This is a genomic window from Desulfobacterales bacterium (assembly GCA_034003325.1).
Taxonomy (GTDB): Bacteria; Desulfobacterota; Desulfobacteria; order Desulfobacterales; family JAFDDL01; genus JAVEYW01.
This window is the reverse complement of the sequence record JAVEYW010000009.1, coordinates 74059-100121: the sequence shown is the minus strand read 5'-3', so window position 1 is coordinate 100121 and position 26063 is coordinate 74059. Positions and strand designations below refer to the sequence as shown.

Annotated in this window: 23 protein-coding genes; 11 read left to right on the top strand and 12 right to left on the bottom strand. The window is 49.7% G+C overall.

The window, feature by feature from the left end; all coding sequences use genetic code 11:
* Positions 1-6 precede the first annotated feature (6 nt).
* Both RBT11_11310 and RBT11_11305 read right to left on the bottom strand, forming a co-directional pair.
* Positions 7-1248 carry an ATP-binding protein gene (locus tag RBT11_11310; GenBank protein MDX9787359.1) on the bottom strand — a complete coding sequence of 414 codons (1242 nt, stop codon included), beginning with the start codon at positions 1246-1248 and terminating at the stop codon, positions 7-9.
* A gap of 11 nt (positions 1249-1259) precedes the next feature.
* The gene (locus RBT11_11305; protein ID MDX9787358.1) at positions 1260-2411 is read right to left on the bottom strand and encodes a response regulator; all 1152 of its coding nucleotides are present in this window, start codon (positions 2409-2411) and stop codon (positions 1260-1262) included.
* A gap of 291 nt (positions 2412-2702) precedes the next feature.
* Between RBT11_11305 and mqnE the strand changes: the two genes are divergently transcribed.
* The 4 genes from mqnE to RBT11_11285 are packed head-to-tail and all read left to right on the top strand — an operon-like array spanning position 2703 to position 6952.
* Complete coding sequence (gene mqnE, locus RBT11_11300; GenBank protein MDX9787357.1) at positions 2703-3818, top strand: aminofutalosine synthase MqnE; 1116 nt, start codon at positions 2703-2705, stop codon at positions 3816-3818.
* On the top strand, positions 3815-4891 hold the full coding sequence (gene mqnC / locus RBT11_11295) for a cyclic dehypoxanthinyl futalosine synthase (protein ID MDX9787356.1): 1077 nt from the start codon (positions 3815-3817) through the stop codon (positions 4889-4891). Before mqnE ends, mqnC begins: the two co-directional genes overlap by 4 nt.
* Positions 4888-6093, top strand: coding sequence for an amidohydrolase family protein (locus tag RBT11_11290; protein ID MDX9787355.1), 1206 nt, complete (start codon positions 4888-4890; stop codon positions 6091-6093). The genes mqnC and RBT11_11290 overlap by 4 nt, the downstream gene beginning before the upstream one ends.
* A gap of 1 nt (position 6094) precedes the next feature.
* A complete protein-coding gene (locus RBT11_11285) occupies positions 6095-6952 on the top strand; it encodes a menaquinone biosynthesis protein (GenBank protein ID MDX9787354.1) in 858 nt (285 codons plus the stop codon).
* Positions 6953-7047: 95 nt separating this feature from the next.
* On the opposite strand, the gene RBT11_11280 is transcribed toward RBT11_11285, so the two are convergent.
* From RBT11_11280 to RBT11_11270, 3 genes are all read right to left on the bottom strand, one after another.
* Complete coding sequence (locus RBT11_11280) at positions 7048-9180, bottom strand: TonB-dependent receptor (GenBank protein ID MDX9787353.1); 2133 nt, start codon at positions 9178-9180, stop codon at positions 7048-7050.
* Between the two features lie 336 nt (positions 9181-9516).
* Positions 9517-9903 (bottom strand): cupin domain-containing protein, encoded by a 387-nt coding sequence (locus tag RBT11_11275; protein MDX9787352.1) that lies wholly within the window; start codon positions 9901-9903, stop codon positions 9517-9519.
* Between the two features lie 202 nt (positions 9904-10105).
* Positions 10106-10747 (bottom strand): VTT domain-containing protein, encoded by a 642-nt coding sequence (locus RBT11_11270; protein MDX9787351.1) that lies wholly within the window; start codon positions 10745-10747, stop codon positions 10106-10108.
* Between the two features lie 568 nt (positions 10748-11315).
* On the opposite strand from RBT11_11270, the gene RBT11_11265 reads away from it, so the two are divergent.
* Genes RBT11_11265 through RBT11_11250 form a run of 4 tightly spaced genes read left to right on the top strand, consistent with a single transcriptional unit; the run spans position 11316 to position 15659 of the window.
* Complete coding sequence (locus RBT11_11265; GenBank protein ID MDX9787350.1) at positions 11316-11576, top strand: hypothetical protein; 261 nt, start codon at positions 11316-11318, stop codon at positions 11574-11576.
* Between the two features lie 17 nt (positions 11577-11593).
* The gene (locus RBT11_11260; protein MDX9787349.1) at positions 11594-12838 is read left to right on the top strand and encodes a radical SAM protein; all 1245 of its coding nucleotides are present in this window, start codon (positions 11594-11596) and stop codon (positions 12836-12838) included.
* A gap of 13 nt (positions 12839-12851) precedes the next feature.
* Positions 12852-14246 carry an ATP-binding protein gene (locus tag RBT11_11255; GenBank protein MDX9787348.1) on the top strand — a complete coding sequence of 465 codons (1395 nt, stop codon included), beginning with the start codon at positions 12852-12854 and terminating at the stop codon, positions 14244-14246.
* Positions 14247-14252: 6 nt separating this feature from the next.
* Positions 14253-15659: a sigma-54 dependent transcriptional regulator gene (locus tag RBT11_11250; GenBank protein ID MDX9787347.1), complete on the top strand. Its 1407-nt coding sequence runs from the start codon at positions 14253-14255 to the stop codon at positions 15657-15659.
* Here RBT11_11250 and RBT11_11245 read toward each other — a convergent pair.
* A complete protein-coding gene (locus RBT11_11245) occupies positions 15656-15853 on the bottom strand; it encodes a hypothetical protein (GenBank protein ID MDX9787346.1) in 198 nt (65 codons plus the stop codon). The genes RBT11_11250 and RBT11_11245 overlap by 4 nt on opposite strands.
* Positions 15854-15987: 134 nt before the next feature.
* Between RBT11_11245 and RBT11_11240 the strand changes: the two genes are divergently transcribed.
* From RBT11_11240 to RBT11_11230, 3 genes are all read left to right on the top strand, one after another.
* Positions 15988-16674: a YdjY domain-containing protein gene (locus tag RBT11_11240; protein ID MDX9787345.1), complete on the top strand. Its 687-nt coding sequence runs from the start codon at positions 15988-15990 to the stop codon at positions 16672-16674.
* Between the two features lie 2 nt (positions 16675-16676).
* Positions 16677-17867: a prenyltransferase/squalene oxidase repeat-containing protein gene (locus RBT11_11235; GenBank protein MDX9787344.1), complete on the top strand. Its 1191-nt coding sequence runs from the start codon at positions 16677-16679 to the stop codon at positions 17865-17867.
* A gap of 181 nt (positions 17868-18048) precedes the next feature.
* Positions 18049-19050, top strand: coding sequence for a methyltransferase (locus RBT11_11230; protein ID MDX9787343.1), 1002 nt, complete (start codon positions 18049-18051; stop codon positions 19048-19050).
* A 21-nt stretch (positions 19051-19071) separates the two neighbouring features.
* On the opposite strand, the gene RBT11_11225 is transcribed toward RBT11_11230, so the two are convergent.
* The 6 genes from RBT11_11225 to clpS all read right to left on the bottom strand — a co-directional run bounded on the left by RBT11_11225 (position 19072) and on the right by clpS (position 25996).
* Positions 19072-19860 carry a PDZ domain-containing protein gene (locus RBT11_11225; protein MDX9787342.1) on the bottom strand — a complete coding sequence of 263 codons (789 nt, stop codon included), beginning with the start codon at positions 19858-19860 and terminating at the stop codon, positions 19072-19074.
* Positions 19861-19963: 103 nt separating this feature from the next.
* Positions 19964-20662, bottom strand: coding sequence for a PEP-CTERM sorting domain-containing protein (locus RBT11_11220; GenBank protein ID MDX9787341.1), 699 nt, complete (start codon positions 20660-20662; stop codon positions 19964-19966).
* A 112-nt stretch (positions 20663-20774) separates the two neighbouring features.
* Complete coding sequence (locus tag RBT11_11215; protein MDX9787340.1) at positions 20775-22415, bottom strand: thrombospondin type 3 repeat-containing protein; 1641 nt, start codon at positions 22413-22415, stop codon at positions 20775-20777.
* Between the two features lie 403 nt (positions 22416-22818).
* Positions 22819-22995 carry a hypothetical protein gene (locus tag RBT11_11210; GenBank protein ID MDX9787339.1) on the bottom strand — a complete coding sequence of 59 codons (177 nt, stop codon included), beginning with the start codon at positions 22993-22995 and terminating at the stop codon, positions 22819-22821.
* A gap of 414 nt (positions 22996-23409) precedes the next feature.
* Entirely contained in the window at positions 23410-25680 is a 2271-nt protein-coding gene (clpA, locus tag RBT11_11205; GenBank protein ID MDX9787338.1) for an ATP-dependent Clp protease ATP-binding subunit ClpA, read from the bottom strand.
* Between the two features lies 1 nt (position 25681).
* On the bottom strand, positions 25682-25996 hold the full coding sequence (gene clpS, locus RBT11_11200) for an ATP-dependent Clp protease adapter ClpS (protein ID MDX9787337.1): 315 nt from the start codon (positions 25994-25996) through the stop codon (positions 25682-25684).
* Positions 25997-26063: the final 67 nt, after the last annotated feature.

The window sequence follows — 26063 nt, the reverse complement described above, 5'->3', positions numbered from 1 at the left end:
GGCGGGCTATGATTCACCACCGGGAATAGTGAACCAAAATGTGCTGCCCTTTTTCCCGTCGCTTACGACACCGATATTCCCTTTATGCGCATCAATCGCCATCTTGCAGAAAGCCAGCCCCAGGCCGGTGGCGTATAACCGGCCATCGTTTTTCTTTTGCACCTGGAAATATTTATCGAAGATGGCTCTCTGAAATTCCGGAGCAACCCCCGGACCCCGGTCCGTCACATCACACCGAATATCTCCGTTTTTATCGATCGCACAGCCGATCTCGACGACTTCGTTTTCCGGTGAATGGCAAATCGCATTCATCAAAAAATTTTGTAGCACCCGCACCAGCAATCCCCGATCACCATAACACGTTTCATCCGTTAGCGGCGACAGACATCTTTCCTGCAGAATAACGGATCTGGTTCTGGCGATGCTGTGAACTCTGGATACGGCCTCCGAGAGCATTTCCCGGGGCCTGATGGGTTCTCGGACCAGGTTCAGGCTTCCTTCTTCCAATCGCGCAATATCCAACAAGTCGGATATCATGCGATAAAGCGTATCGCACCCCGCCTGGGCGGCTTTGACATATTCCATATTCTCTTCCTGAACGGTATAGGAAAGAATGTCGATATTGGCCACAACCTCGGAAATAGGCCCTTTTAAGTCATGAACCAGCATATTGAAAAGCTCCGTCCGGAGTTTTTTCAGTTTTTCCAGTTCGTAATTTCTCTGTTCCAACTCCCGCTGCCGCTCTTGCAGGGCTTCAGTCAACTGGTTCTTTTCGATCGCGCCGATGAGCTGCCCCGCAAACGTTATGATAATCTGTTGTTCTTCCTCGGAAAAAAGATCCGCGCCTTTTTTTTCCGTTACGCTCACCACGCCAATCACCTGATCGCCGCACCCAATCGGCGCAATCAGAAAAGCACCTTTTTGATAAGATTGAAATTTATTTCTGAGCATGGGCCGGCCTTGAATACCTTTTTCCATATATAGCGGGGCCGCGTTGAGAAAAACCCATGTAGCGGGAGATCGTTCGGAAATCCGCTGCCGGACGCCGATTAATTTGGAATCCGTGGAGGCGACAACCTCCAGGTACTCCACTTCCCGATTGATCATGACAGAGCCTTTTGCGGCATCGAAACAAATAACGACTTCAGTTAAAATATGCTGAAGCTTGTCATTGAAGGCAAGATCGGCCCGGTTGGAAATTTCCACCATTTTCATGAGCGCTTTAGAGAATCTGTTATCAACGTCCATTACCCGTCCAATCAACCATTCTGTTTTAACAGTTCAATTGCTTCGTTGTTTTGAGGGTCAAGTTTAAGGACACCCCTTAACATCATCTCCGCTCGAAACGGTTGGCCGATGCGACTGTATATTTTTGCCGCATGAAGCTTGATCGGCAAATTTTTCTTGTCGTTTTCAATCGCCAACAAAAAAAATTTAAGCGCGTTGAGCCACTCTTCAATCTGTTCGTAGGCTAACCCCAAAAGGGAAAGCAAATCCACCCGGTCCGGTTCGAATTTGATCAATTCGTTCAGCAATTTGACGGCGTAGTGATAGGCCCTATGTTCCATGCAGTGCGAAATGATCTCTTCCACGAGCGGTTGAGAATAACCCGATAACTCGATGACCTTGTCGAGCACTTTTTCGGCACGGGCCATCATGCCCTTTTGAATCAACGCCTTTCCGAAGTACACGCCGCGTGAAATGTGCCGGGGACTGATGTTCATCGCTTGTTCAAAACAATCGGCGGCCTTGGCAATGTCGTTTCGCTGCAGATAGATCTCCCCGAGCAGGTGAAACGCAAACACATCGAGATTGTTCATTTTGGCCGCCTTGATCAGCCAGTTTTCGGCGGTATCCGTTTCCTTTTTTTCATAATACAGGTATCCAAGTTCACGCAATGGCCTGGAAGACCTCGGGTCGGCCTTTTGCGCGAGCTTGGTTTCCGCAATGGCGGCCTCCAACTCGCCGTCTTCCTTCAGCAATCTTGCTTTCTTTAAATGCCGGACCATCGGGGGCGGATTGTTGGCTTTTTCCAGAACCGCAACTACTCGGTCGCTGAGCACCTTGACGGTAAGGGGTTTAAGAATGTAGGCATCAATTTCGGACTCGGCCGCCTCAGCCACAATTTCCCGATTTGCCTCGGCTGTCACCATTACCACCGGGATATCCCTCAATGCCGGATCCTCCCGAATCTCTTCGAGCATTTCCACGCCCGTCATGCCAGGCATATTCCAATCCGAGATAATCAGATCAACCGGAATTTCCCTGATCATTTTCAGCGCTTCCGCACCGTTGTGCGCGAACCGATATTTTTTCCCGAACCGCATCACCTTGAGCATGCCACGAATCGATTTACACATGCTTTCGATGTCATCAACGATCAAAATGCTCATTTCTTCGTATGGTACCATTGCGAAGTTCCTTAACCTGCTTGAACGGATTCACCGGAGCGCCAATGTCAGCTAGCCTCTCGCTATATCAGCAGAAACACATCTCTTCAATAAGCACGCGCCATAAAAGTGTTTAATGCTCTGTATTTTTAAAAAGTTATAAACAGTCGGCGTTAATGGGTTCATGGACCGGGTTGATAATAGTCCTTGCCATTCAACCCGATTGCGGTTATTTTCTTTCGCCGAACCGTTTCTATTCGGTTCAAGCAATCTGAGCCGCAGCAAGCACTGCGGACCAAGAGGACTGTTACGGTGTTGCCATTTTCAGACACCCGATTGAATCCGATTCGGGATAAACTATCCGCCGGCAAGCGGCTGACCTTTGATGATGGTGTTCGATTATACGAAAGCCGGGATCTGCTGGGCGTCGGTCGCCTGGCTGATTCGGTGCGCCGAAAACGCTATGGAGATACGGCATTTTTTGTCTATAATCAACATCTCAATTACACGAATATCTGTGCGAACAACTGCCTATTTTGCGCCTTTTCGAGAAAAGAGGGGGAACCCGGCGGCTTCACCCTCTCGTTGGAACAAATCCGCGAAGCACTGAATACAAGAGCCGATGAGCCGATTCGAGAGCTGCATGTGGTGGGCGGCCTAAATCCGGCACTGGGCCTCGATTATTATTTAGACCTTCTGAATCTCATCAAATCGGTAAGGCCGCAAGTCACCATCAAAGCCTTTACGGCAGTTGAAATCGATTACCTATCCCGAACCTCGGGACTTTCCATTGAAGAAACCATTTTCAGACTTGTTGACGCGGGACTCGCCATGCTGCCGGGCGGCGGCGCCGAGGTCCTCAGCGACCGGATTCACGATAGGCTGTTCAGAAAAAAGATCAACGGTCGGCGCTGGCTTAAAATCATTGAAGCGGTACATCGAGCCGGCCTTCCCTCCAACGCGACCATGCTGTACGGCCATATCGAAACCGTCGAGGAGCGCGTCACCCATCTACTGCGGCTGAGGGAGTTACAGGACAGAACCGGCGGATTTTCCGCCTTCATTCCGTTGGCCTTTCACTCGCAAAATACGGCGCTATCCCACCTGCCGGCCACCACGGCCTTCGATGATCTAAAGGCAATTGCCGTTGCGCGCCTGATGCTCGACAATATCGATCACATTAAAGCCTATTGGGTCATGATCGGGGAAAAACTCGCTCAGGTGGCTCTGTCCTTTGGCGCGGACGATCTGGACGGCACCATTATCGAAGAGAAAATCACCCATATGGCCGGTGCCACCTCGGCCAAGGGGCTTCCGCGTGAACATATGATACACCTCATTCGCGCCGCCCGATTCAACCCGGTGGAGCGGGATTCCTTTTATCGGCCGGTAAATCTGCAGAATCACGGAAGAGGGCCTGCCCAATGAACCGGCTCGATACGGCAATGCAAAACGCCCTCACCCGCCAACGGTTGACCACAGCCGATGCTCTGACCCTTTTCCATGAGGCGCCCCTTCTCGAACTGGCCCGGTTGGCCCACTTGAGCCGTCTTCACCACCATCCGGAACCGGTCGTCACCTATGTTGTGGACCGTAATATCAATTATACGAATGTGTGCGTTTCGGCATGCCTTTTTTGCGCCTTCCACCGGGATCAGGATTCTCCGGAGGCCTACATTATTTCAAAAGAAGCATTAAGAACCAAAATCGAAGAAACCCTTTTTCTCGGTGGAACCCAGATTCTCCTTCAGGGTGGCATGCATCCCGCGCTCGATCTGGATTACTACCTCGATCTTCTTCGCTTTATTAAGGGTAATTTCACCATTCACATTCATGGATTTTCACCTACCGAAATCGATTTTATCGCAAAAAAAAGCGGATTAACCGTCACCGAGACGCTGACGGCGCTCGTTGCGGCCGGACTGGATTCCATTCCCGGCGGGGGGGCCGAAATACTAGTGGATGAGGTTCGAAAAAAAATCTCTCCCCATAAGTGTTCCGCCGAAGATTGGCTCAATGTCATGCGCTGCGCGCATCGGATGGGTCTTAAAAGCACGGCGACGATGATGTTCGGTCATATTGAATCGCCGGAACACATTATTTCCCACTTGGTTAACATTCGCGACCTTCAGGATGACACCGGCGGATTTACGGCCTTTATTCCCTGGACCTTTCAGCCGGACAATACCCGCATTCGAGTACAGGCAGCCACCGCCGCCGAATACCTGCGCGTGCTGGCGTTAAGCCGCCTGTTTCTGGATAATGTCCCGAATGTGCAAGCCTCCTGGGTGACGCAAGGGGATAAAATTGCCCAAATGGCGCTGACCTTTGGCGCCAACGATATGGGCAGCACCCTGATTGAGGAAAATGTCGTCGCCGCCGCCGGCGTCCATTTCAGGTTACCCGAAAGTGAAATGGTGCGGCTCATTGAGGCCGCCGGATACCGCGCGGTTCAGCGCGATTGCTTTTACCGCGCCGTTTCACCGGAGCATTCATCGTGAATATTTGTCCGATTCCGTTTCCGCCTCACCCCTCCGGAACACTCGATATTTCAACAACGGTTCATCGCGCCGGATGGGTCATCGCTTCTCCCCACGCTATTTACAAAAATGGATATGTGGCCGTTGAAAACGGATGGATCACATCCGTTGGCATGGGATCTGCCCCTCCCTGCCCAAAAACCATCGATCACGGTCCGGGCGTTCTGGCGCCCGCACTGGTCAACGCCCACACGCATTTGGAACTCGGTGCGCTGCGCAACAAGATCTCTTATCATCAGGCGTTTAGCAAATGGGTGGCCACCCTGCTTGAAAAGCGCACGGCTTTGTCAAACGAACAAATCATGGCCGGCATTCAATGCGGCATCGACGAATTGAAACAAAGCGGCTGCGCGGTGATCGGGGATATTTCCTCCTTGGGATATTCCCGTCGCCCACTCGCGAATAGCCACCTGTCCGGCATTTATTTTCGGGAATTTCTCGGCAACCTGATTCCCGAACCAACCGATTTTCTGAGCGCCACCGGAACACTCAGAAACTCGCTGGCCGGCCATGCCCCCCACACCACCTCCCCGAATCTGCTGAAAGCGATTAAAAAAGCAACTCGCAAAAAAGGACTTCCGATGAGTATTCACCTATCGGAGTCCGGGGATGAACTGACCTTCATTCTTTCCGCCGGGGGTGATTGGGCCGATTTTCTGTTTCAGCGCGGCATCGACTTTTCCACTTGGGGACTGCCGTGCGCCACACCGGTGGTTCATCTGGATCGGCTGGGAATTCTGGATAACAAAACCGTTGCGGTTCATTTGCTTCAGGCACGGCAAAAGGATTTTGACCTTTTGGCCAAACACGGGGTCAATATATGCGTCTGTCCGCGCAGCAATTTCAACCTTCACGGGAAATTGCCGGATATCAGCGGCATGTTGAGCACCGGCCTGAACGTTTGCTTCGGCACCGACAGCCTGGCAAGCGTTTCCACCTTAAGTGTTTGGGACGAAATGAAACTCGTGGCCATCAATTACCCCAGTATCTCCCCGCAGGAAATTTTTGCCATGGCGACCGTCAACGGCGCGCGTGCGCTGGGATTTGAAACGCAATTCGGTATGCTGAAACAGGGGATGTTTCCGGCCATGCTCTACCTGCCCGTGAACGCATCGAACCCATCGACGCTGCTGGAAAAAATGGTGTACGGGGAGGAAGATTGAAATGATGTTGGAACCCTCTCTTTTAGCAACGGATCGACCCGTCCGGCTCGGACGAATCGCCTATGTGAATGTCGATCCGATCTATTACGGCCTTGAGCACGCCGGAAAACCGGAATGGCTGCAAATCGTGAGTGCGCCCCCCGCCGAATTAAACCGGAAACTGGCCGCGGCAGAGCTGGACATCAGCTCCGTATCCGCCTTTGCCTACACGGGGCATCACCGGGAGTGGCTGCTGCTTCCGGATTTTTGTATCGCCTGCGCGGGAAATGTCATGAGCGTGCTGCTGGTCAGCCGGCACCCCCTGGCGCAATTAACCGGCAAGCGAATCTACGTCACGGATGAATCGGCCACCGCCGCGGCGCTCATTCGGCTGGTGCTGAAAATGCGCCGGGTGGCGCCTCTTTATGAAACCGGTAAAATCCTGTCCCCGCGGGATGTACGCGCCGATGACGATGCCGTCCTTGTGATCGGAGATACGGCCTTAAGAGAAAACTGGCATGATGCCTTCCCCTATGTCTGGGATCTGGGAGATCTGTGGTCCGAGCTGACGGGATTGCCCTTTGTCTTTGCCGTATGGGCGGTTCGAAAAGCGTTTGCGGAAAAACATCCTGAAACCGTTGCCACCGTGCTCAATCTATTAACGGAATCCAGACAAACCGGCATGCGACATCTGGAGGAAGCCGCCATCAATGCCTCGGCCCGATTGCGCGTGGAAAAGAAAATATGCGATAAATACTTCGCCAATTTCTGCTTCGGTCTGAAGACGCCCCAAATGAAAGGGCTGACCACCTTTTTTCAGCATCTATACACCGAAGAGTTTCTGAAAGCACCCGTCGCGTTATCTTTTTTTAAACCCTGAAACATAGCCCCCGACTATTCCGGCTTTGGCGGGATGGCTGCTCCTTCGGATTAACGGCCGAAAACGCAGCGCCCGCCGATTTCCGGAAAATGAATTCAGAACGTCGCTTCCAGCGTGGCAATAAAATTTCTTCCCGGTTCATTCAGCCCGGAGCCGTGAATTCTGTAATCCTCATCGGTGATATTTTCGATTCCGGCTGAAGCCGTCAGGTTTTTCGTCAAATGCCATCCCCCTCTGACGCCATATACCGTATATCCGGGAGTTCCGCCCGGCGGTATTCGCTGCGTATCCTCCATATCCGATGCAGATAAATCATCCTGCTTTCCAGCGATGGTAACATACCCTTCCAGCCAGCAAGGGGGTACCGGTTCCCACCGCAGCCCACCGTAAAATGTCGGCGGCATCAGCCGGCTGACCGGCTCAGTCACCTTTATCGGATCGGATGTCGGATAGCTATCCACTTCTCCGTCCATCCAGGTGAACGCTCCGAAGGCCTCCCAATCTCGGAAAATCCGCCAGGTGCAATTCAGATCCACCCCGTGAATATACCCATCGCCTGCATTCTTTTTGGTCACTTCGTTATCCCCGTCGATGATTCGGCCGGTGGGCGCCCGGACAATCATATCCCTTATATCCGTATAAAAATAAGAGAGCTGGGAAGCAAAACGGGTTGATCTTAATTTGACACCGATCTCATAAGACACAAACTCTTCGGGATCCAAATCCGGCGCCGGCGTCTCCAATTCATTGCTGCGCGCCGTATCATAGCGCGTTAGATCGGAAAGATTCGGCGCCCGGTACCCCTGTGATATGCCCGCGAACAGATTCACCTGCTCGCCGGCGTCCAACCAGTAAAGCCCGTGAAGGCTGGACACAAGGGTGGTCCAGTCGTCTTCAAGTGTCATCAGATCGCCCGTAAGCGGGTCTTTGACCTTGTCCGCATCCGCCTTCATATAATTGTATCGGATTCCGGCGATCAGCCCCAACCGGTCAGTTACCTGAAAATCATCCTGAAAATAGGCGCCCAGGTAATCATAGCTGGCGTCATCCGCCACGGGACCTTGAATTTCCGCGCCGCTGAATGATCCATCGGCTTTATATTTTCGCAGGAAGGAGTCAACTTCATCGTGGTAATATTCCAGTCCGTAGGTAAGCCAGCCGATCGGGCTTCCCGTATCCAACTGAGCGCATAACCCGCTGGTACCGACATCCACCCCTTCGACATCCGACCGGTTATCGGATCTGACCCGATATTGCTCCTCCTCCTGCGTCTGATAAGAAGCCGTGATATCCAGGCCGTCCAGCCAACCGGCCGGATTTTTTCCGCTGTATTTCATATAAAAAAGCTCTCGATCCTGATCAAGGGAGCGGACCTTTTCATTTCCGACAGTCGTTCCTTCCCAGCCTTTGCCGTAAATTGTTTTGTGTGTTCGCCAGGCATCATCCTGAACAACCTTCTGGTACGCCATCGTTACTTTGCTCCCGGGCGTCACCTGATAAACGACTTTTGCGTCTGCATTCCATTCATCATATCCGGTTTTGGGAAGCTCTCCTAAGTCTCCTCCGGAATGCACATTTCCGAAATCTTTATAAGAATACCCACCGATAACCCCCAATTTATCAGCAATCATGCCGCTTAATTCCGCGCGGCCCACATTGGCATTCTCCGCACTTGCATACCGGTAATAACCCCTGCCGTGAATATTCGTACCTGAACCGCTCTTCATATCCGGCTCAACGCTGATGGCTTGAACCGTTCCACCGACCGCATCGCTGCCGAACAGCACGGATTGGGGTCCCTTGAGGATTTCAAGCCGTTTGACCGAAAGGGGATCGACCGTATTCCAGTATTGATTCGGTCCGTCGCGAAACACCGAGTTATTAAGCCGAATTCCGTCAATGAGAAAAAGGGTTCGAAACCCAGTAAAGCCTCTGATAAAAGGAGATCCCTGCCCATGAGCGGTCTTTTGCACCATAATGCCGGGAATCTCCTTCAACGCTTCGGGCACGGTACGAACCATCTGCTCATTTTTAAGCTGCTCGCTCGACAGCGCCTGCGCCGAATAAGGAATATAATTTGGATTTTTTTCAGTACGTGTTGCCGTGACAACCACCGGCGCCAGCTCATATTGAACTCCTTCCGCTGCCAAAACAGGCATCCGAATCAACCATCCCATCGACAAAAACACGCCGACCGTCATCCACTTCTTAAATCTCCTCTTGCGCATCACCCCTCTCCTCCTCTTATTCGCTATAAAATGAAAGGCTTCTTTCCATATCCGGCTCAATCGCATGGCTGGGCTACCTTTGGGAGTAGAGGCAAAAACAATGCCATTGGTATTTCTTGGGACGACTTTTATTCCAAAGTCCAACCGGATATCCGGTGGGCATATATTATCTTATATATTAAAGTAGTTATGAATGGTTATCGATTTGACTCATGGAGACTAAAAAGAGGAGTTTGTCAGAATAAACGCCGTTTGAAAAAAACCTTTCTGAATAAAAAATATCATTAAGTGACCAAATATGATCATCTGAAAACACCGATTCGCTTGCCAACCCGCTTAAACTCTAGGCAACCCTTGGTCCGGGCAAGCTCGGGGCCTGGCCCGCGCGTCATCTATGCTCATAGCCGGAGAACCGAAGATCACAAACGATAAAGGTACGTCCGAGTCCGCAGCAAGCGCGTGCGGAACACCGGCCGGAATTACAACCGCCGCGCCGGGTCGCAGGGGACAAGTCTTTTCTCCCAATATAATCGAACCGGTGCCGGAAAGCACATAGTACACCTCGTCATAACCACTATGCATGTGGCTTTCTCCCTTGGTGACGGTGACCACGTGAACATTGGCGATGCCGCCTTCCCCGCCGGTGACGATTCGCTCCACATGGCCGTAGGGACACGATATCGCAGTAGTTTCATCCCGATAACGAACAACAGCCGTTGACATACAGAAGATTCCTTTCGTTAGCCTCTTTCGATCACCATATCGACAAAAAATTGTCGTTGTAAGCGATCAGGCCGCAATTTTAAGCCCTTTACCAGAAACATGCACGCTTTTGCGTGTATATTCGCCGAAGGTGAAAGATGGCTTTTATGCATCCCAGCATTCCAGCATTCCAGCATCCGGCTTTGCCGGATAAGGGGCGTGTTCATTTGCCTTTAGACGTCATTTTCAAATAAATCGGCCAAATCGCCAAGGGTAAAAGCGTTGCGCCGATGACGGCGTAAACCGGTTCGGTTTTGGCCGCGTGCCCGATATAGGCATACAGGAATGCTGTGGGTAAGGTTCCCAAAGACAGCGCCAAGGTAAACCTTTCGATTTTCATTTTGGATAAACCGGCAAGAATCGTCATTACCTCAGGCAATATGGGGGTCATTCGGCTGATAATGATCGCTGCGCCCCCCCAGGTATTAAAAAATCCCTGAAACTGAACTATTTCAGTTTCAGAAGCGATTAATTTCAACGCGCCTTTACCCAGACAACGGGCTATAAAATAACCGGAAAAGCCGGCAAGACAGGAACCGGCGAAACCAAAAAGAGTGCCAAGCCAAGGGCCGTAGACGGTCCCCAGCGCGGCCATTATGGGTGTAGCGGGAATGGGTAAAACAAGATCGGAAACCAAAAGCCCAATTCCGATCAGCCAGGCATATGACTTTATTGATACAAACCAGGCGCTCACCTTTTGCTGGGTAAAAAACGTGGTCAGGCTTTCCCCGAAAAGGATAAATCCCAGAAGAAACAGCAATGCAAGCAAGATCGTCAAGATGACGACTTTAAGAAATATCCTCATACGCGCTTACCGGGTTTCCATTAAAAGGGCGTCCACATGGAACGACAAAACGATCGTTCCGGGCAACCCTCATTGAATATATTGATTTTTAAAATGTTTTTAACCTTGATGGCCTCTGTCTATATATAAAATAAAACCAAATTTCAACATGACATTTAACGTAAACCCGCTCTTTCCCATATGGCTGCGGCCGCCGTATCTTGGAATACCGCGAGCCGTTCTTGCGGAATGCGCAAGACGGACACTGCCCCATTGAGGTTGATGGTTAATTGGTTGGTTCATCGTTTCCCCGGGGTAGCGGCTTCGCCGCAACCCTGGGCTATGTTACACAGCCCTTCGGGGCAGAGGTGTAAAACCGGAATTGCCCATAACAAATAAAAATTTTAACGCAATTTATACTAGGACAAAATCACGGTGCAGATTTTACGGGAGCCGGTTGACTATTGGATAAAAATTCATTACTCATCAAAATGGTTAAAGATTAAAAAGCGTGATGAAGCAATACGGCAACGCCGGGATTTTTTTATCCTGGTGATAAACGAAACTTTTGAAATTCCGGGAGACGCCGATGAAGATTATGCAAATAAGCAAAATGAAGAAAAATTTAACTGTCGATCAACAACAGGCCTTTAACGCTGAGCTGGAGCGTTTTTACGCCGCCCCTCCTAAAGATCTTACCGTTGTTGTCGATTATGTAACCATGGATCAATCATGCTCCTTCACACTGTTAGACGTCCCCGATATGAAACGGCTTCATGAGATCAACAAGCCGTTTTCCCCTTTTGTGGATTATGAGGTCTTCGAAGTCAGGCCGGCCAGCGACAATTAAAAGAAAGGAATGTAAAGGTGACTGCGACACTATCTCATCTTGCTCAGCAATATCCCGCACTGCCAGCCGCGGTGGTGATGAAAACGGCGCTGTTATCATTGGGTGTAAAGTTTGATCCGCTGATGCTTGAAGCCGCCAAGACGGCCCTCCCCGACTTTCGGCCTCATTGCTTACCGGACGGAACTGCGGTGGAAGTGCCCTATCTGATGAACCTTGACAGCGGATCTCTCGTTAGGCTGCGGTGTCGTGAAGAAAGCCCCTTTACGATTGCGCGTCATGAGGGGAAAAACTTTCTGCTTTTGGACGAGGGAGCCCCCTTTATTTCATTCACTTTTGCGGATCGCCCCATCTGGCATAGCCATACCGCGTCTGACGGCACGCCGTTAAATGCATGCGGCTTGAATCAGCACGGGGATATGATGGTGCTCAACCTGACGCCTGCCTGTGAATACTGGAGTACGCCGATGGAAAGTACCGGTTTAACCGGCGCACCCTCCAAAGGTTCCTATCGATGTGCTTTCTGTGGTTACGGGCTCCCTGATGCGCGCAGCCGCGCCCTGGGTCAAAAAGAGGGACAATCGGAAATTCCTTCAATCATATTGCAGCATGCTGCGGAAGCGGTTTCTAAGGGGATAGCGGCCGGAGCCAGACACCTTTACCTTACCGGCGGCTCCATGACCGACCCGGAATTGGAAGCGGATCGCTACCTGAATATTGTCCGCGGCCTCCGCGATGTCTCAAAAGATATTTATCTTGCCGTCGGCTCTCAGGCGCTACCCCCCGGACGCCTGAAAGAATTTAAGGAAGCCGGCGCCGATGGGGTCTGCTTTAACTTGGAGGTATGGGATCGAAAGATATGGGAGCGCGTGTGCCCCGGTAAGGCCAGGTTCTTCGGTCGTGATATGTGGGAGGCCTCCCTTGTGAAAGCGGTATCGATTTTCGGAGAAAACAACGTACACAGTGCCTTTGTCATCGGCGCTGAAATGGTTCTCGACGACACATTGAAAGATTCGGAAGCCGCCCTTCGGTCTAATCTCGAAGGCGCCCGGTGGCTCCTTTCCCGCGGCATCCATCCCATTCTGTCGCTCTTCTGGCCTTTTGTGGGCACGGATATGGAAGGGACGGCCGGTCCGGATCTGCATTTTCTGCTGCGCTTATTTGCCGGCGTTCACGAATTGCGATTGGCGCTGAACAAACCCTTTCCGGGTAACCTTTCCTGCAAGCGCTGTCTGTATATGCAGGTGGAGGGAGACTTCGTATAGAGGTACCCCGATCATGAGTCGGAATGCGTTCAGTTTCAGGCCGAAACGAATTCTTTATCGTATCATTCTGCCCTTTACACTTTTGTTTGGAATCACCTCCATTTTCTCCTGGCTGTTTTCAGCATACATCATCACGCGCTATTTAGACCAAAGCCTTAGATCACAAATGGAACAGGTTGCCGGCGCCGTTTCAAAATCCAGCTATATTTTAAACCCGGCTATCTTGCGTCAAATAAAAGAGATCATTAAATCGGATATCGTCCTTTTCGATAAAAACGGACTTGTGATCAGAAGCACCTTCCTGACACAGAATCACTCAGATGCTCTCCACGCATCCATTAAAGAATATGCGAAAAATCCGTTTAAAGAAAAGGATTTTGATTTCAAGGGGGTAAGCTATCGAACCATTGTCAAGCCCCTTGTCCTGCCGGATCCCGGTCCCGTTTTTCTCTCCATCTGGATGCCGAAGCACGACATGGCGCAGTTACGTACCGGGATCATCGTCGGCCTTGGCGGCATCTCTCTGTTCGGAATGCTGATGTTGGCGCTTGTCGCCTATATGATAGCCAAAACCATCACCGCCCCTGTGGAAGCGCTTGCCAACGTTACCGGGAAAATTGCAAGAGGGGATCTCAGTGAAAGGGCGGATATCAACAGCAGCGATGAAATCGGCAGCCTGGCGGCTTCCTTCAATCATATGCTTGACCAGGTTAAAGCCTTCGAAGTCAAATTGGTCGCCTCTGAAAAACAGGCCACAGCAGGCCAAATGGCCGCAGGTCTGGCGCATGAAATCCGAAACCCATTAACAAGTATCAAAATGTTCGGACAAGTGCTTCAAAAACGACTGAACGACCGGCCCGATGATCAAAAAACTTTTCTGTTGCTGGTAAAGGAAATCGACCGGCTGGATCGTATTATTCAAGAGATGATTGAAAGAGCAAGCCCCAGTGAGCTGCACCTTGAACGGCATAATCCAAATGAGGTGCTAACTGAAGTAATCCAACTGGCAGAGCAGAGCCTTCACGCGCAACGCATCAGAATTCAAAAAAACCTCACACCCGATCTTCCCGAAGTATTAATGGACCACGAGAAGATTAAGGGTGTCATATGGAATCTTGTATTAAATGCCAAGGACGCTATGCCAAAGGGCGGGGACCTCGCCCTTTCGACGCGGATTGATAACAGTGATTTTGTTGAAATCGCCATAGAAGACGCAGGTACGGGATTTCTTGATGAGGATAAAGAGCGGCTTTTCCAACCTTTTTTTACCACCAAGCCGGAAGGCATGGGACTGGGACTTGCCATCAGCCGTACGATCATAGAAAAACATGGTGGCCTCCTTAAACTGGAAAACCGCGTCGAAGGTGGAACAAAAGCCTCGATCTGGTTACCTGTTAACGGGAAGTAAATCAGCATGACACGAATTCTGGTGATAGATGATGAAGAGATGATTCGTATCGCTTTTGAAGCGTTTCTTAAAGACGAAGGTTACCTTCCCCTATCGGCGGGAGATTCGGAAAATGCGCTGGAACAAATTAAAACCCATCAACCAGAGATTGTTTTCCTTGATTATCGTCTTCCGGGCGGGGACGGGCTTGATCTTCTCAAAGAAATCCGCTCAGTGGCGCCGGGAATCGCCATTGTTTTCATGACGGCTTTCGGCGCCATGGATGTTGCGATAAAAGCCATGCAGTTAGGCGCCTATGAGTATCTGAGCAAACCCTTGGACCTTGAAAAAATTCAAGCCATCATCAACCGCATCATAGATGGAAAAAAATCGCTTGCGTTAAGCGGTACAGAAAATTTTCAGGTTACCCCTTCCGCATTGGGACAAATCATCGGCAACGGCCCGGCCATGCAGGAAGTTTTTAAAATGATCGGCCTGCTGACCACTCAGGATGTCACCGTGCTCATCACGGGGGAAAGTGGTGTCGGAAAAGAAATGGTTGCCGGCGCAATTCATGCAAACAGTCCTCGAAAAAATAAGGCGTTCGTGGCCGTCAATTGCGGCGCCATGCCGGAGAACCTTTTAGAAGCCGAAATGTTCGGTTACGAGCGGGGTGCTTTTACCGGAGCTGAAAATCGCAAATTGGGTAAATTTGAAATCGCCGACGGGGGAACCATCTTCCTGGATGAGATCGGTGAAATGCAGTTTTCCCTCCAAGTCAAATTGCTGAGAGTGCTTCAGGAAAAGGTTTTTGAAAGGATCGGCGGCAACACGCCCATACAGACCAACGCGAGAGTTATTGCCGCCACCAACAAGGATTTATTCGAGGAAGTGGTTGCGGGCCGGTTTAGAAAAGATTTATTTTACCGTATTCATCTGATTAATGTTCACCTGCCCCCCCTCAGAGAGCGACGCGAGGATATTCCGCTTCTGGTCGATCATTTCATCCAGAAAGGAAATATTGAATTAAACCGTAGAATCAGAGGCTTAACCAAAGAAGCCCTGAAGCGCCTGACCAAATATGACTGGCCGGGCAATGTCAGAGAGCTTGAAAACCAGATCAAACGCGCCATGGTGATTTCCAGAGAGGATATTCTCCCCGAATATGCTTTTGACCTGAATTCCGCACATTCTCCGGGGGCAAATGAATCATCATTGGATCAATTGGACCGTGCGACACGCGATCATTTTGAGATGGTGATAAAAAGCGATGCGCCCACCGCATCGATTTTCGATAGTGTTGTCGGATCTGTTGAAAAGACATTGATCCGGGAAGCGCTTCACCGGACCAACCAGAACCAGGCCCACGCAGCGCAGCTTCTGGGGCTGCATCGCTCGACATTGCGAAAAAAATGCAAGGACTATGAAATTTAATCTAAAAAGCTATTTTTTGTCCACCAACGGCTAAAAAATATCATTTGGAGGCGCCTTTTTTCATTTCCAAGAGACCTCATATTTAATAACCACCCGTAATTAAATAAAGTTATATTTTTTAAAGCAACTGTCATTGTTGGCAAGGTATTTGCTATTTCATATGGTAAATGCATTTTTCCCCAAAAAATGTTCACCGTGTTTCCCCTTTCTATCGGGCCGTGAAAATAACACGCTTCACGGCCCGATCCCCCTTTTTGAAACGTTTATCAATCCAGTATCAATGCGCAACTAGCGGATTTCCCGCAAAATACGCAGAAGGGTTTTGATTGTGCATAAATTAAAAATTTGTTTTTTCTTTTTATTGATTTCCCTGTTCGTCACCCCGGTTATCGGTGCGAAAGCAAAAAATGCGGGCAGCTCGGAAGATCCGAATCTTATTCGATTAAACAATATCGAAATTAACAAAAAAACAAAAGAGGTGAGAATAAAAGCCCAACTTGCCATCAAAGAAGGGATTTTAGAATATTTTCTAGTCGGAAATGAGGGAAAGACCTATGAGAGCGTACTGAAAATTACTGGTAACAAACCATCCGAACTGAATTTCGCACTGCTGCTCATCGGGTGCAAACCGATGAATTTTGAAAAAATGATCAACTTAATTCGCGAGAGCGATGGGACAGCGCAATTACTGAAAGATTACCAAGAAAGCTTGATAGAGCTTGAAATTATAGATGACGGCAGAAAAGTGGACATGCAGCATTTGATGCGAAACCGTGAAAACACCAAAGATCCTTTGCTCTGGGTCTATACGGGGGGCATTTTTATACCGGACCACGGTTATGCCGGTGACCTGGAATTGAGTTACATCAGTGTCTGGCCGGACCCCACAACAGTCATCAACCTGTTCTCAAAGGTAAAGAATCCATATAGCGGCAATTTCGGTTTTGAAGTCAATAAAGACCATAGCGACTTAAAAATAGATCAAAATTTTGAAATAATCATCAGGAGACGATAGCCATGTTAAAGAAGATGCTCGTATTTATACTCATTGCCGGAATCTTTTCCATCACAACCACCTGCCTTGGAGCTGAAGAACAACCCATCCGGCTGATCACTTCGTTCAACTCCTCTTCGCATCTTTCCTTGTTGAATGAATCCAAACACACCCTGGAACAGGCGCATGAATTTTTACTGAAATCCCAGTTGCCGAACGGTTCCTGGAACGACAACCCGGCCATTACCGCGCTGGTGCTCTATTCCTTTTTGCTGCAGCCGATCTATAATCCGGGCGAAAAAAGCGAGCCCGCCATTGCAAATGGATTTAAATACCTGGAGAGCTTTGTCAAGCCCGATGGCGCCATATATAAGGAGGAATACCGAAATTATATGACCGCCGTCTGCCTGCTTGCCTTTGCAGAAAGCAAAATGGAAAAATACGCGACTATCATTGACAACGCAAAAAAGTTTTTGATTAAATTTCAATTGGATGAGGATGAAGGGGTTGCCAAGGACCACCCCTTTTACGGCGGCATTGGTTATGGTGGTGATGACCGGCCCGATCTGTCCAACACCCAGTTCGCTTTGGACGCCATCAAAGCAGCGGAAGATTATGAAGCCCGTTACACCAAGCTTGCGCCCCAAAATAAGGATCAGATGGAAAAAGATGAGGCCGAGCTGGGATTGCATTGGAAAAAAGCCCTGGTATTTTTAGCCCGCTGCCAAAATGTCAAATCGGTCAATGATATGCCCTACGCAGTGGATGACGGCGGTTTTATCTATGAAACAGGCACTTATAAAAAAGAGCGCAGCCACTCCTATGGTTCCATGACCTATGCGGGCGTCAAAAGCCTTCTCTATGCAAAGGTTGACAAAAACGATATTCGGGTTAAATCTGCTGTGTCCTGGATTCAAAACAATTATACGCTGGATGAAAACCCCGGCTTCGGCCAGGATGCCTTGTATTATTATTATATGACCTTCGCCAAATGTCTTGATGCGCTCGGAGAGGATGTCATCGAAGACAGCAAGGGTGTCAAGCACCCCTGGCGGGAGGAATTAATTAAAAAACTCATCTCGATGCAACATGAGGAGGGGTATTGGGTGCATACACACGCGCGCTATTTACACAATGTGAAGGATCTGGTAACCGCCTACGCGATCATCAGCATCAAGTATTCGCTCAACAACATGATTGAAAAAAAAGTATGAAACCGCTAACCATAGTACATCCGACAAGCATTGTTTGATATGGAGAATGCCGAAGGGCGCGACTGGCATCAATTTCAACCCGGGGTTGCACTTGGCAACCAGTGTATGCATCGAGAAAGAATTATGTTGCGTCCTTCCATTCCTTTTTCACCCTGCACCTGTTTTGGTTCAAGGAGTCGTCATGCCACAAAACCCCAGCCGAATTCTGGAGTTGGCCAGTGTCTTTTATGATTCGTGCGTGTTGTTTACCGCTTCAGATCTGGGCATCTTCAGCAAATTATCCGAATTGAATTCCGCCACCGCTGACACGCTCGCAAAGGCACTCTCCCTCAACCCCCGCGGCACCCGCCTGATAATGGATGGTTGTGTGGCTGTGGGCCTTCTGGAAAAAACGGGCGAATTGTATCAAAACAGCTCTCTTAGCAATACCTTTCTCGTGCCCGGCAAACCGGGCGATCTTTCGGAAGCCATTCGGTATAATCGTGATGTCTATGCCGCCTGGGGAAATCTCGCCCAACTCGTTAAAACCGGCAATCCGGTGGAAAAGCCGCAACTTCATTTGGGCACCAATGAAAGCCGTACGAGAACCTTTGTGCTGTCGATGCATGCCAGGGCCCTGTGGATGGGGCGAGCCCTGATACCGCTGATGAACCTCAAAGACAGGAAACGGCTATTGGATGTAGGCGGCGGCCCCGGAACTTTTTCTGTCCTGCTCGCGCAGACATACCCCAATTTAGACTGTACTGTCCTGGATCTGCCGGATATCGTAAAAATTGCCGAAGAGTTGATCGAGCTGCAACGCATGAGCCGTCGCGTACACACCCTGCCCGGAGATTATCACACGAGCGCGTTTCCAGGGAATAATGACGTGGTGAATATTTTAGGGGTCCTGCACCAGGAATCCCCTGAATCAATCCAACAAATCCTTAAAAAGGCCCATGATGCGCTGATTCCCGGCGGCTTGATTCACGTATTGGATGTCATGACCGATGCCACGCATACCTCCCCCAAATTTTCCGCTCTTTTCGCCGTAAATATGGCGCTTACCACTGATAATGGGTGGGTATTTTCGGACCTGGAGCTAAAAAAGTGGCTTACAGACGCGGGCTTTGTTCAAATAGCGGTTCAGACATTACCCGCGCCCATGCCGCACTGGCTCGTATCGGCACGCAAGGCATCCTAATGTCGTTTTGTAAAAAATACGTCAATGAAGCTCGATATAGATGGGATTTTTATCCGCCCGCGCAATTCGGATCATGCCGAGCGTTTCGCCCGTAGCGCGCTGCAAGGTTTCAATGAGTTCTTTGGCGGTTTTGACGACTTTGCCGTTTACCTCCTGAATATGGTCCTCTTCCCTTAAACCGATCATATAAAAGAGGGACTCCGGCGCGATCGCCTTGATCCGCAGGCCCGGCATATCGGCATCATTCGCTTCAAGCGTTTCGGTATCGATCTGTCCCGCCAGCCCAGCGCTATCCTCAACCGCTATCGCAAACCAGGACTTTTGATATTTTTTCATATGATCATCCTGCGGCATCTGCGCTTCGACGGCGGGATCGGGCGAGCGGGGTGGTTCAGCCGCGGCGGCCGGCTCCGGTTCCAGTCGTTTCGTAAGGCTGGTTCCGATAATGCGGACGCTGATGGGGACAAAATCATCACCTGTTTTCGCATAGGTCAAGGCATAGTTTTGATGAATCAGAAGCCGCTGAAGGCATTTTTCCAGAGAAATATCTTTCAGCTTAAGAGAAATCGGATTTTCCAGCGGATCACCCGTTTCAACCACAAGGCCCGTCTTGTCGGAGAGGGATTTGAGGATTTCTATCACCGGCACATGGTCCGCCTGAATATCGATAAGAGTCCCTTTCACTTCGATACCAAGCGAGGAGGCACTCGCGCTTCCCCTGTGCGCCGGCAAACAAAAAAGCGAAATGGCGCTTAAAAGCATCAAGATCTGAATTAATAGGCGGCATCGGGCAGGCTGATGGCTTGTCATGGCTGAAAATTGCGGTCCTTATTCGTTGTTTAAAAAACCAGAGGGGATGCGGATTTTCAACCGCATCCCTTCTGAAATCGTAGCAATTGGCTGCAAAAAGAATTTATTGTCTTTTTCTTCTCACATATCCTCCCAGCGCCACCAAACCGAAACCCAGCAGCAACATGGTGGACGGCTCGGGAACCGGCGTCTGCGAAAAACGCTGCTGAAAACCATCCAGGCTTACGGTACCACCTGCTTCACTCGTCAGAAAAATATCTTTCAGCACCCAAATTTCTGATATCGGGTCAAGACTCACGGCGTCTGAAAGCGCAACTATTCCGAACTCCGGATCCCACTCAACCCATGGATCAAAAGCTGATAGATCGTTATCCCCTTCGGTGGTACCTATATCCTCCCCGATTACCACGGTGCCAAAGAGCCCACCATCCAGCTTGGTCATAACGCCATCTGTCATTTCAAGCGAAACGCCATTGATGAAAAGAGAGGGATTCAGGACGGTCACCTTAAAGCTGATTTCAATATCAAGCCAATCGCCATCTTCTACATAAAAAGCGCCGTTTGATAAGAAGCTAAGCCCCGGGTTTAAGGGGTTATCATTAATCCCGATAACTTCAATGCCCGTCGGATCGAAAGTACCAGCGTCATCAATCAGCACCTCGATGGCCCAATTATCAAAAAGCTTATCCCCGACCGTGATTGAAGTGCCGTTCAACAAATCCCCCATCAGTGCCGCATTACCCGTGCCGGATAACCCGATGACTAAAAACAACGTTAATAATACCATGCTTAGTTTTTTCATATGATTTTATACCTCCTGATTCCGTTTGTTGCGTTATTGCTTATCTTTGCACGGCCGCAAATTAATCCCGTCATGCTGAGCGAAATCGATTTGCGGCCGTGGTTAAGCGGTTTTAATTGGTGTACAGGCGGATACAGAGCTTGACGTCTTTAAGGGTGATGATACCGTCGCCGTCCGCATCCATCGGATCATCCGGACCGCTCGCCGGCTGGTTTCTACTGCTTAAGATCGCATTCGTATCCGCTCGATCAATGTCGCCGTCACCGTCCACATCACAGATCGCCACAAAAGGTGCACAGGCATCGCCCACGCCGTCTCCATCGGAGTCCAATTGATCCGGATTGGCAACCTCGGGACAATTGTCGCAGGCATCGCCCACACCGTCTCCATCCGCATCTTCCTGGTTGGGATTTGCTACCTGCACGCAGTTGTCTACATCATCGCAAACGCCATCAGTATCCGAATCCAGGCAGGCGCCGCCCAAAGAGCGCTCAAGTACAAGGATGGCATAAGACTGAGCGCTGTAAGTATTCCATACACCATGGCTATATGCGGTAAGCCCATTGTTACGGACCGAAACGGCTGTAAATCTGCCATCAGCGGCCTGCTGGGTCATCAGGGAATAAGCATAGTCGTAATACCAGCGTGGTGTTTCATCGCTGTATTTGCCGGCGACCCCGCCGCCACGCGCCGGCAAATCCGTCAAGGGATTTCGATGCGCCAGCCGATAATCCGCGCGGTCCAAACTGATAGGCGCGTTTGGTAACGTCCCAAGGTCAGTGGTCGTCAGATTTCCGACCTCGGGGGCGACACCGGAATCCTCAATCAGCGTGTACGCCTTGGAGGATGACCATAGATAGTAGTAATAGGAAGCTGGCCAGGAATTGTAGGCGGCATAAATGGTTTGATAATTATAATTCTGATATTGCCAGTTTAAATACCCTTGTACTGCAAGGTTATTGAGGCTGGCACCCCCGAGCATGCTACACCACAACGCCGATGCGGTTTGCTGGTAGCTGCTATTATAACCGGTTCTTTGATAGCCATGTCCACCGTCGGCTCTCTGATTCGCTGCATAAGCGGCTCTTGTTCGGTCAAGCGTGGCATCGATTTGAGCCACTCGGCCTCCCGGATCGCCCATATCCAAATAATACGCTTTGGCGGCGGCCAACCCGGCAACGGAAAATTGTGTTGTGGATGAATCAGACCCGTTACCGGAATAACCCCAATATCCGGCGCTGTTCAAGTTGCTGGGAACTCCTGGTGTCTGCGCGGCAATGGTTTCATCAACCATTTCATCAATGGCGGATCGCAAGGTATAGGGTCCCACATACCCCGGGGGCAACGGCCCGCCGGTTCGGGCGTAGAGAGATAAAGCCATCATGTTCTGGCCATGGTAGTAGGAATAAAAACCATTTCTCGCCACACCATAAGATGTGTTCTCAAGAATCAGCTTGACGGCCGCCTCGGCGAGCAATTTATCCGCAGGGGATGAATGGTCATACCCCAGCACATCGGCATCAAAATCCGCGCTTGCCCGTTTCTCCAGAAGCGCCAGTAAACACAACCCCCTGGCTTGCGCATAGGTGCTGCTGGCATTGGTAAAAACCGTTGCATTTCGCAAATAGTCCAAACCGTCATCGATAGCGTCATTGATGTCCAACCCAAACGGGGTGGCTCCCATGGCCGGCATCGTCATGCCGAGACACAGGACGATTACTAACATAGTTAAAAAACAATTTTTTATTTTCATATTTCGTTCCCCTTTCTTTTATCCCCCTGTTACCTGTGCAAAAAACTTAGATCCCCTTGTCTAAGTTAAACTGATAGAACCAATAAACACATTCATCCCCGGTTTTTCTTTATCACCTCCAATCAAAACCCCTTATGGTTCAAAACCAAGTTTCACATCTTTTTGAACTTTTCCCATCCCGCTATCGGTTTGTTATTTTTGCCAATAAACCGAGATGTTCCTGAATGATACTTTAGCTTAACAGCAATTTTAGTGCCACATTTTCCTCTAACTTTAAAAATAATAACTTATTTATATTATTTGATTTTACAAAAAACTTCCATTTCCGTTAATCATTATTATGAACTTAATTCCATAGTTTTTTATTTACTTTTTTTCCCAATGTAGTGCGGGTAATAATATTTCAATTTGGTAGGCGATATGAATTGTATTCGAGGATAAAATCTTCCATTCCGATCGGGTGCAGGACCCGGGTTTTCAAGCGACTGAGGATATCGGGATGCTCACTGGTGAGAAAGGTGCTGACCTTTGGGAGTCCGGCAAGGACGATGAGCACCTGCGCGTCTATGATTCGTTTCAAATACGGCCATACCCGATGATCTAAATCGTTGGCCTCATCGAAATTGCGTGCGATATGGATTGCACTTTGTCACTACTCAGGAATACAGAATTCAGGAGTCAGAATTCAGAATAATGCACTAACCGCCGGAATCTTCATTCAACTAGACTAATCCGGCTGCTTTCAGTTGTTTTTATGTTGAATTCCCACCGGCTGTGGTTTTAAGCTTAAATCGCTGTTCATTGAAAGCCTCTCCTTTGTGACGTTGAACGGTTCACATCCGGAGAAGCTTTTCATTTGGTCCCGTAAATGTCAAACACTGGTGAGTCCCCCGGCATAGCCGGGGGTTTACCTAATGGCAATTAAGGGTTAAATCAAATTTCCGTGCAACTGTTCCGATTGATCCATCACTTGCTGCATGATGATCGACCGCGGTTATTGAATTGTTTCAGTCACGCCGGTAGTCGCACCATGATAGGAAAACAAAAGTGATCCATCCATCCAGTCCACCGTTATCTCTCCACCCTTATCGATTTTTCCGAAAAGAATCTCGTCCGCAATTTTATCCTTAATCTCCGTCTGCATCAGTCGTGCTAAGGGGCGCGCACCGAAGACGGCATCATGACCCTTTTCCGCCAACCAGGAGCGCGCACTATCGGAAAGCGTCAGCGTAATCTTTCGGTTCAACAGTTGATCGTTGATTTCGGCAATAAACTTGTCCACGATCCGCTTCATGATATCCACATTCAGTGAATGAAAGGAGATGGTGGCATCCAGACGGTTTCTGAACTCGGGGCTGAAAAACTCCTCGATCGCTTTTTTCCCCTTGGCGGCCGGATCACCGGTCACTTCCCGAAACCCGATACTCTGGGTGCTCATTTCCCGGGCGCCTGCATTGGACGTCATAATAATAATGACGTTCCTGAAGTCTGCTTTCTTGCCGTTATTGTCGGTCAGGGTGGCATGATCCATCACCTGAAGCAAAATATTATACATATCCTGATGGGCTTTTTCGATTTCATCCATGAGCAATACACTGTAAGGATGTTTTCGAATGCCGTCGGTCAAGAGCCCTCCCTGGTCAAATCCGATATATCCGGGAGGCGCACCGATCAGTCTGGCCACCGCATGTTTTTCCATGTATTCGCTCATGTCGAATCGTATGAATTCAACACCCATGGCAAAGGCCAACTGTTTGGCCACCTCGGTCTTGCCGACGCCCGTGGGACCCGTAAAGAGAAAGGAGCCGACCGGTTTTCCGGGCGCCCCCAGGCCGGCCCGGGATCGTTTAATGGCCGTAACCAGCGCGTGAATGGCTTCATCCTGGCCGAAAACCACTTCCTTTAGCCGATCCCCCAGCGTCGTCAGCTTCACACGATCCGAACTGGACACACTCCGGGCCGGAATTCTGGCCATTTTCGACACGATTTTCTCAATGTCGCTCGGATGAATTCGTTTTCGGCGGCCGGCGCCGGTCAGCCGAATATAAGCCCCTGCTTCATCAATTACATCAATCGCCTTATCGGGCAGATAGCGATCATTCAAATGCTTGGCGGAAAGCTCGACCGCCGCCTTTAAGGCCGAATCCGAATAAACGATTTGATGATAGGATTCATAAGCACTTCGCAACCCCTTTAAAATCTGAACGGACTCGGTAATGCTCGGTTCGGTGATCTCAATTTTCTCAAAACGCCTTGAAAACGCCCGGTCTTTTTCAAAATGATTTTTAAATTCTTCATAAGTGGTGGATCCGATGCACCGAATATCCCCGGACGCCAGGGCCGGCTTAAGAATATTGGAGGCATCCATCGACCCGGAACTGGTTGCGCCGGCCCCGACAATGGTGTGAATCTCATCGATAAAGAGCACCGCATCTTTTCGGCTTTTCAGCGCAGCAATCACATCCTTCAGCCGTTGCTCAAAATCACCGCGAAACTTGGTTCCCGCAAGCAGTGCGCCCAAATCCAGGGAATATATTCGCACATCCCTTAACAGATTCGGCACATCCCCTTCGGCAATCTTAATGGCCAACCCTTCCGCCATGGCCGTTTTACCGACGCCCGGATCTCCCACAAACACCGGGTTGTTCTTGCGCCGGCGGCACAGCACCTGAACCGTGCGCTCGAGTTCAGGCTCACGGCCGATCAGCGGATCAAGCTTGCCGACCATTGCCCGCGCCACCAGCTCCATGGTGTAGAGCGCCAGGGGGTCATCCTTCTTTTTCCGGTCCGGCTTTGCATTTTTGGATTGATTATCCGGTGGTTCTATCAAAATGGGGCTCGTTGCATTATGGGAAATATAGGTCAGGACATCCAGCCGGGTAATTCCCTGTTCCGACAAAAAATAGGATGCGTGCGAATCTTTTTCAAGAAAGATGGAGGCCAGAATATCGCTGATGCTCACTTCCTGCTTTTCAGCGGACCGGACATGATTGACCGCCCGTTGAATGACCCGCTGAAAACCGATGGTTTGCTGCAACACATATTCTTTACCTTCCGGAATAACTTCCATTTTTTCATTAAAAAACTTTTCGAGCGCAATTTTGAGAAGCTCGGAGTCCCCCCCGCAATTTTCAACGATTTCGATGCCGTCATTATCATGAAGAATGGCAAACAGGACATGTTCGACCGACACGTATTCATGGCGCCTTCGCTTTGCTTCTCTTACCGCGAATCCAAGTGTCGCGCTAAGTTCCTTACTGATCATATCAACTGTCCTCCATGGTGCATTTTAAGGGGAACCCGTTCGACCGAGCCAAGCTGTGAACCAAATCCACTTTGGTCTCAGCCACGTCGAATGTGTAAATGCCGCAAAGACCGATTCCCTGCTTATGTACATTCAGCATTATCAGCACCGCATCCTCTTGGGACTTGTGAAACACATTCATCAAAATATCAACCACAAACTCCATCGTCGTATAATCATCATTGTGAAGCAGAACTTTATACAACCGCGGCTCTTCAACACGCTCCCGGGTTAGGGTTTCAATGTCTTCGAGCGTGTGTGTCTTATGCTCATTCATTATAAACGCCCTCCCCTATCGGCGAGGGATTGTTTTCCATCATTCAACCCACCAACTTGGCCGTAAG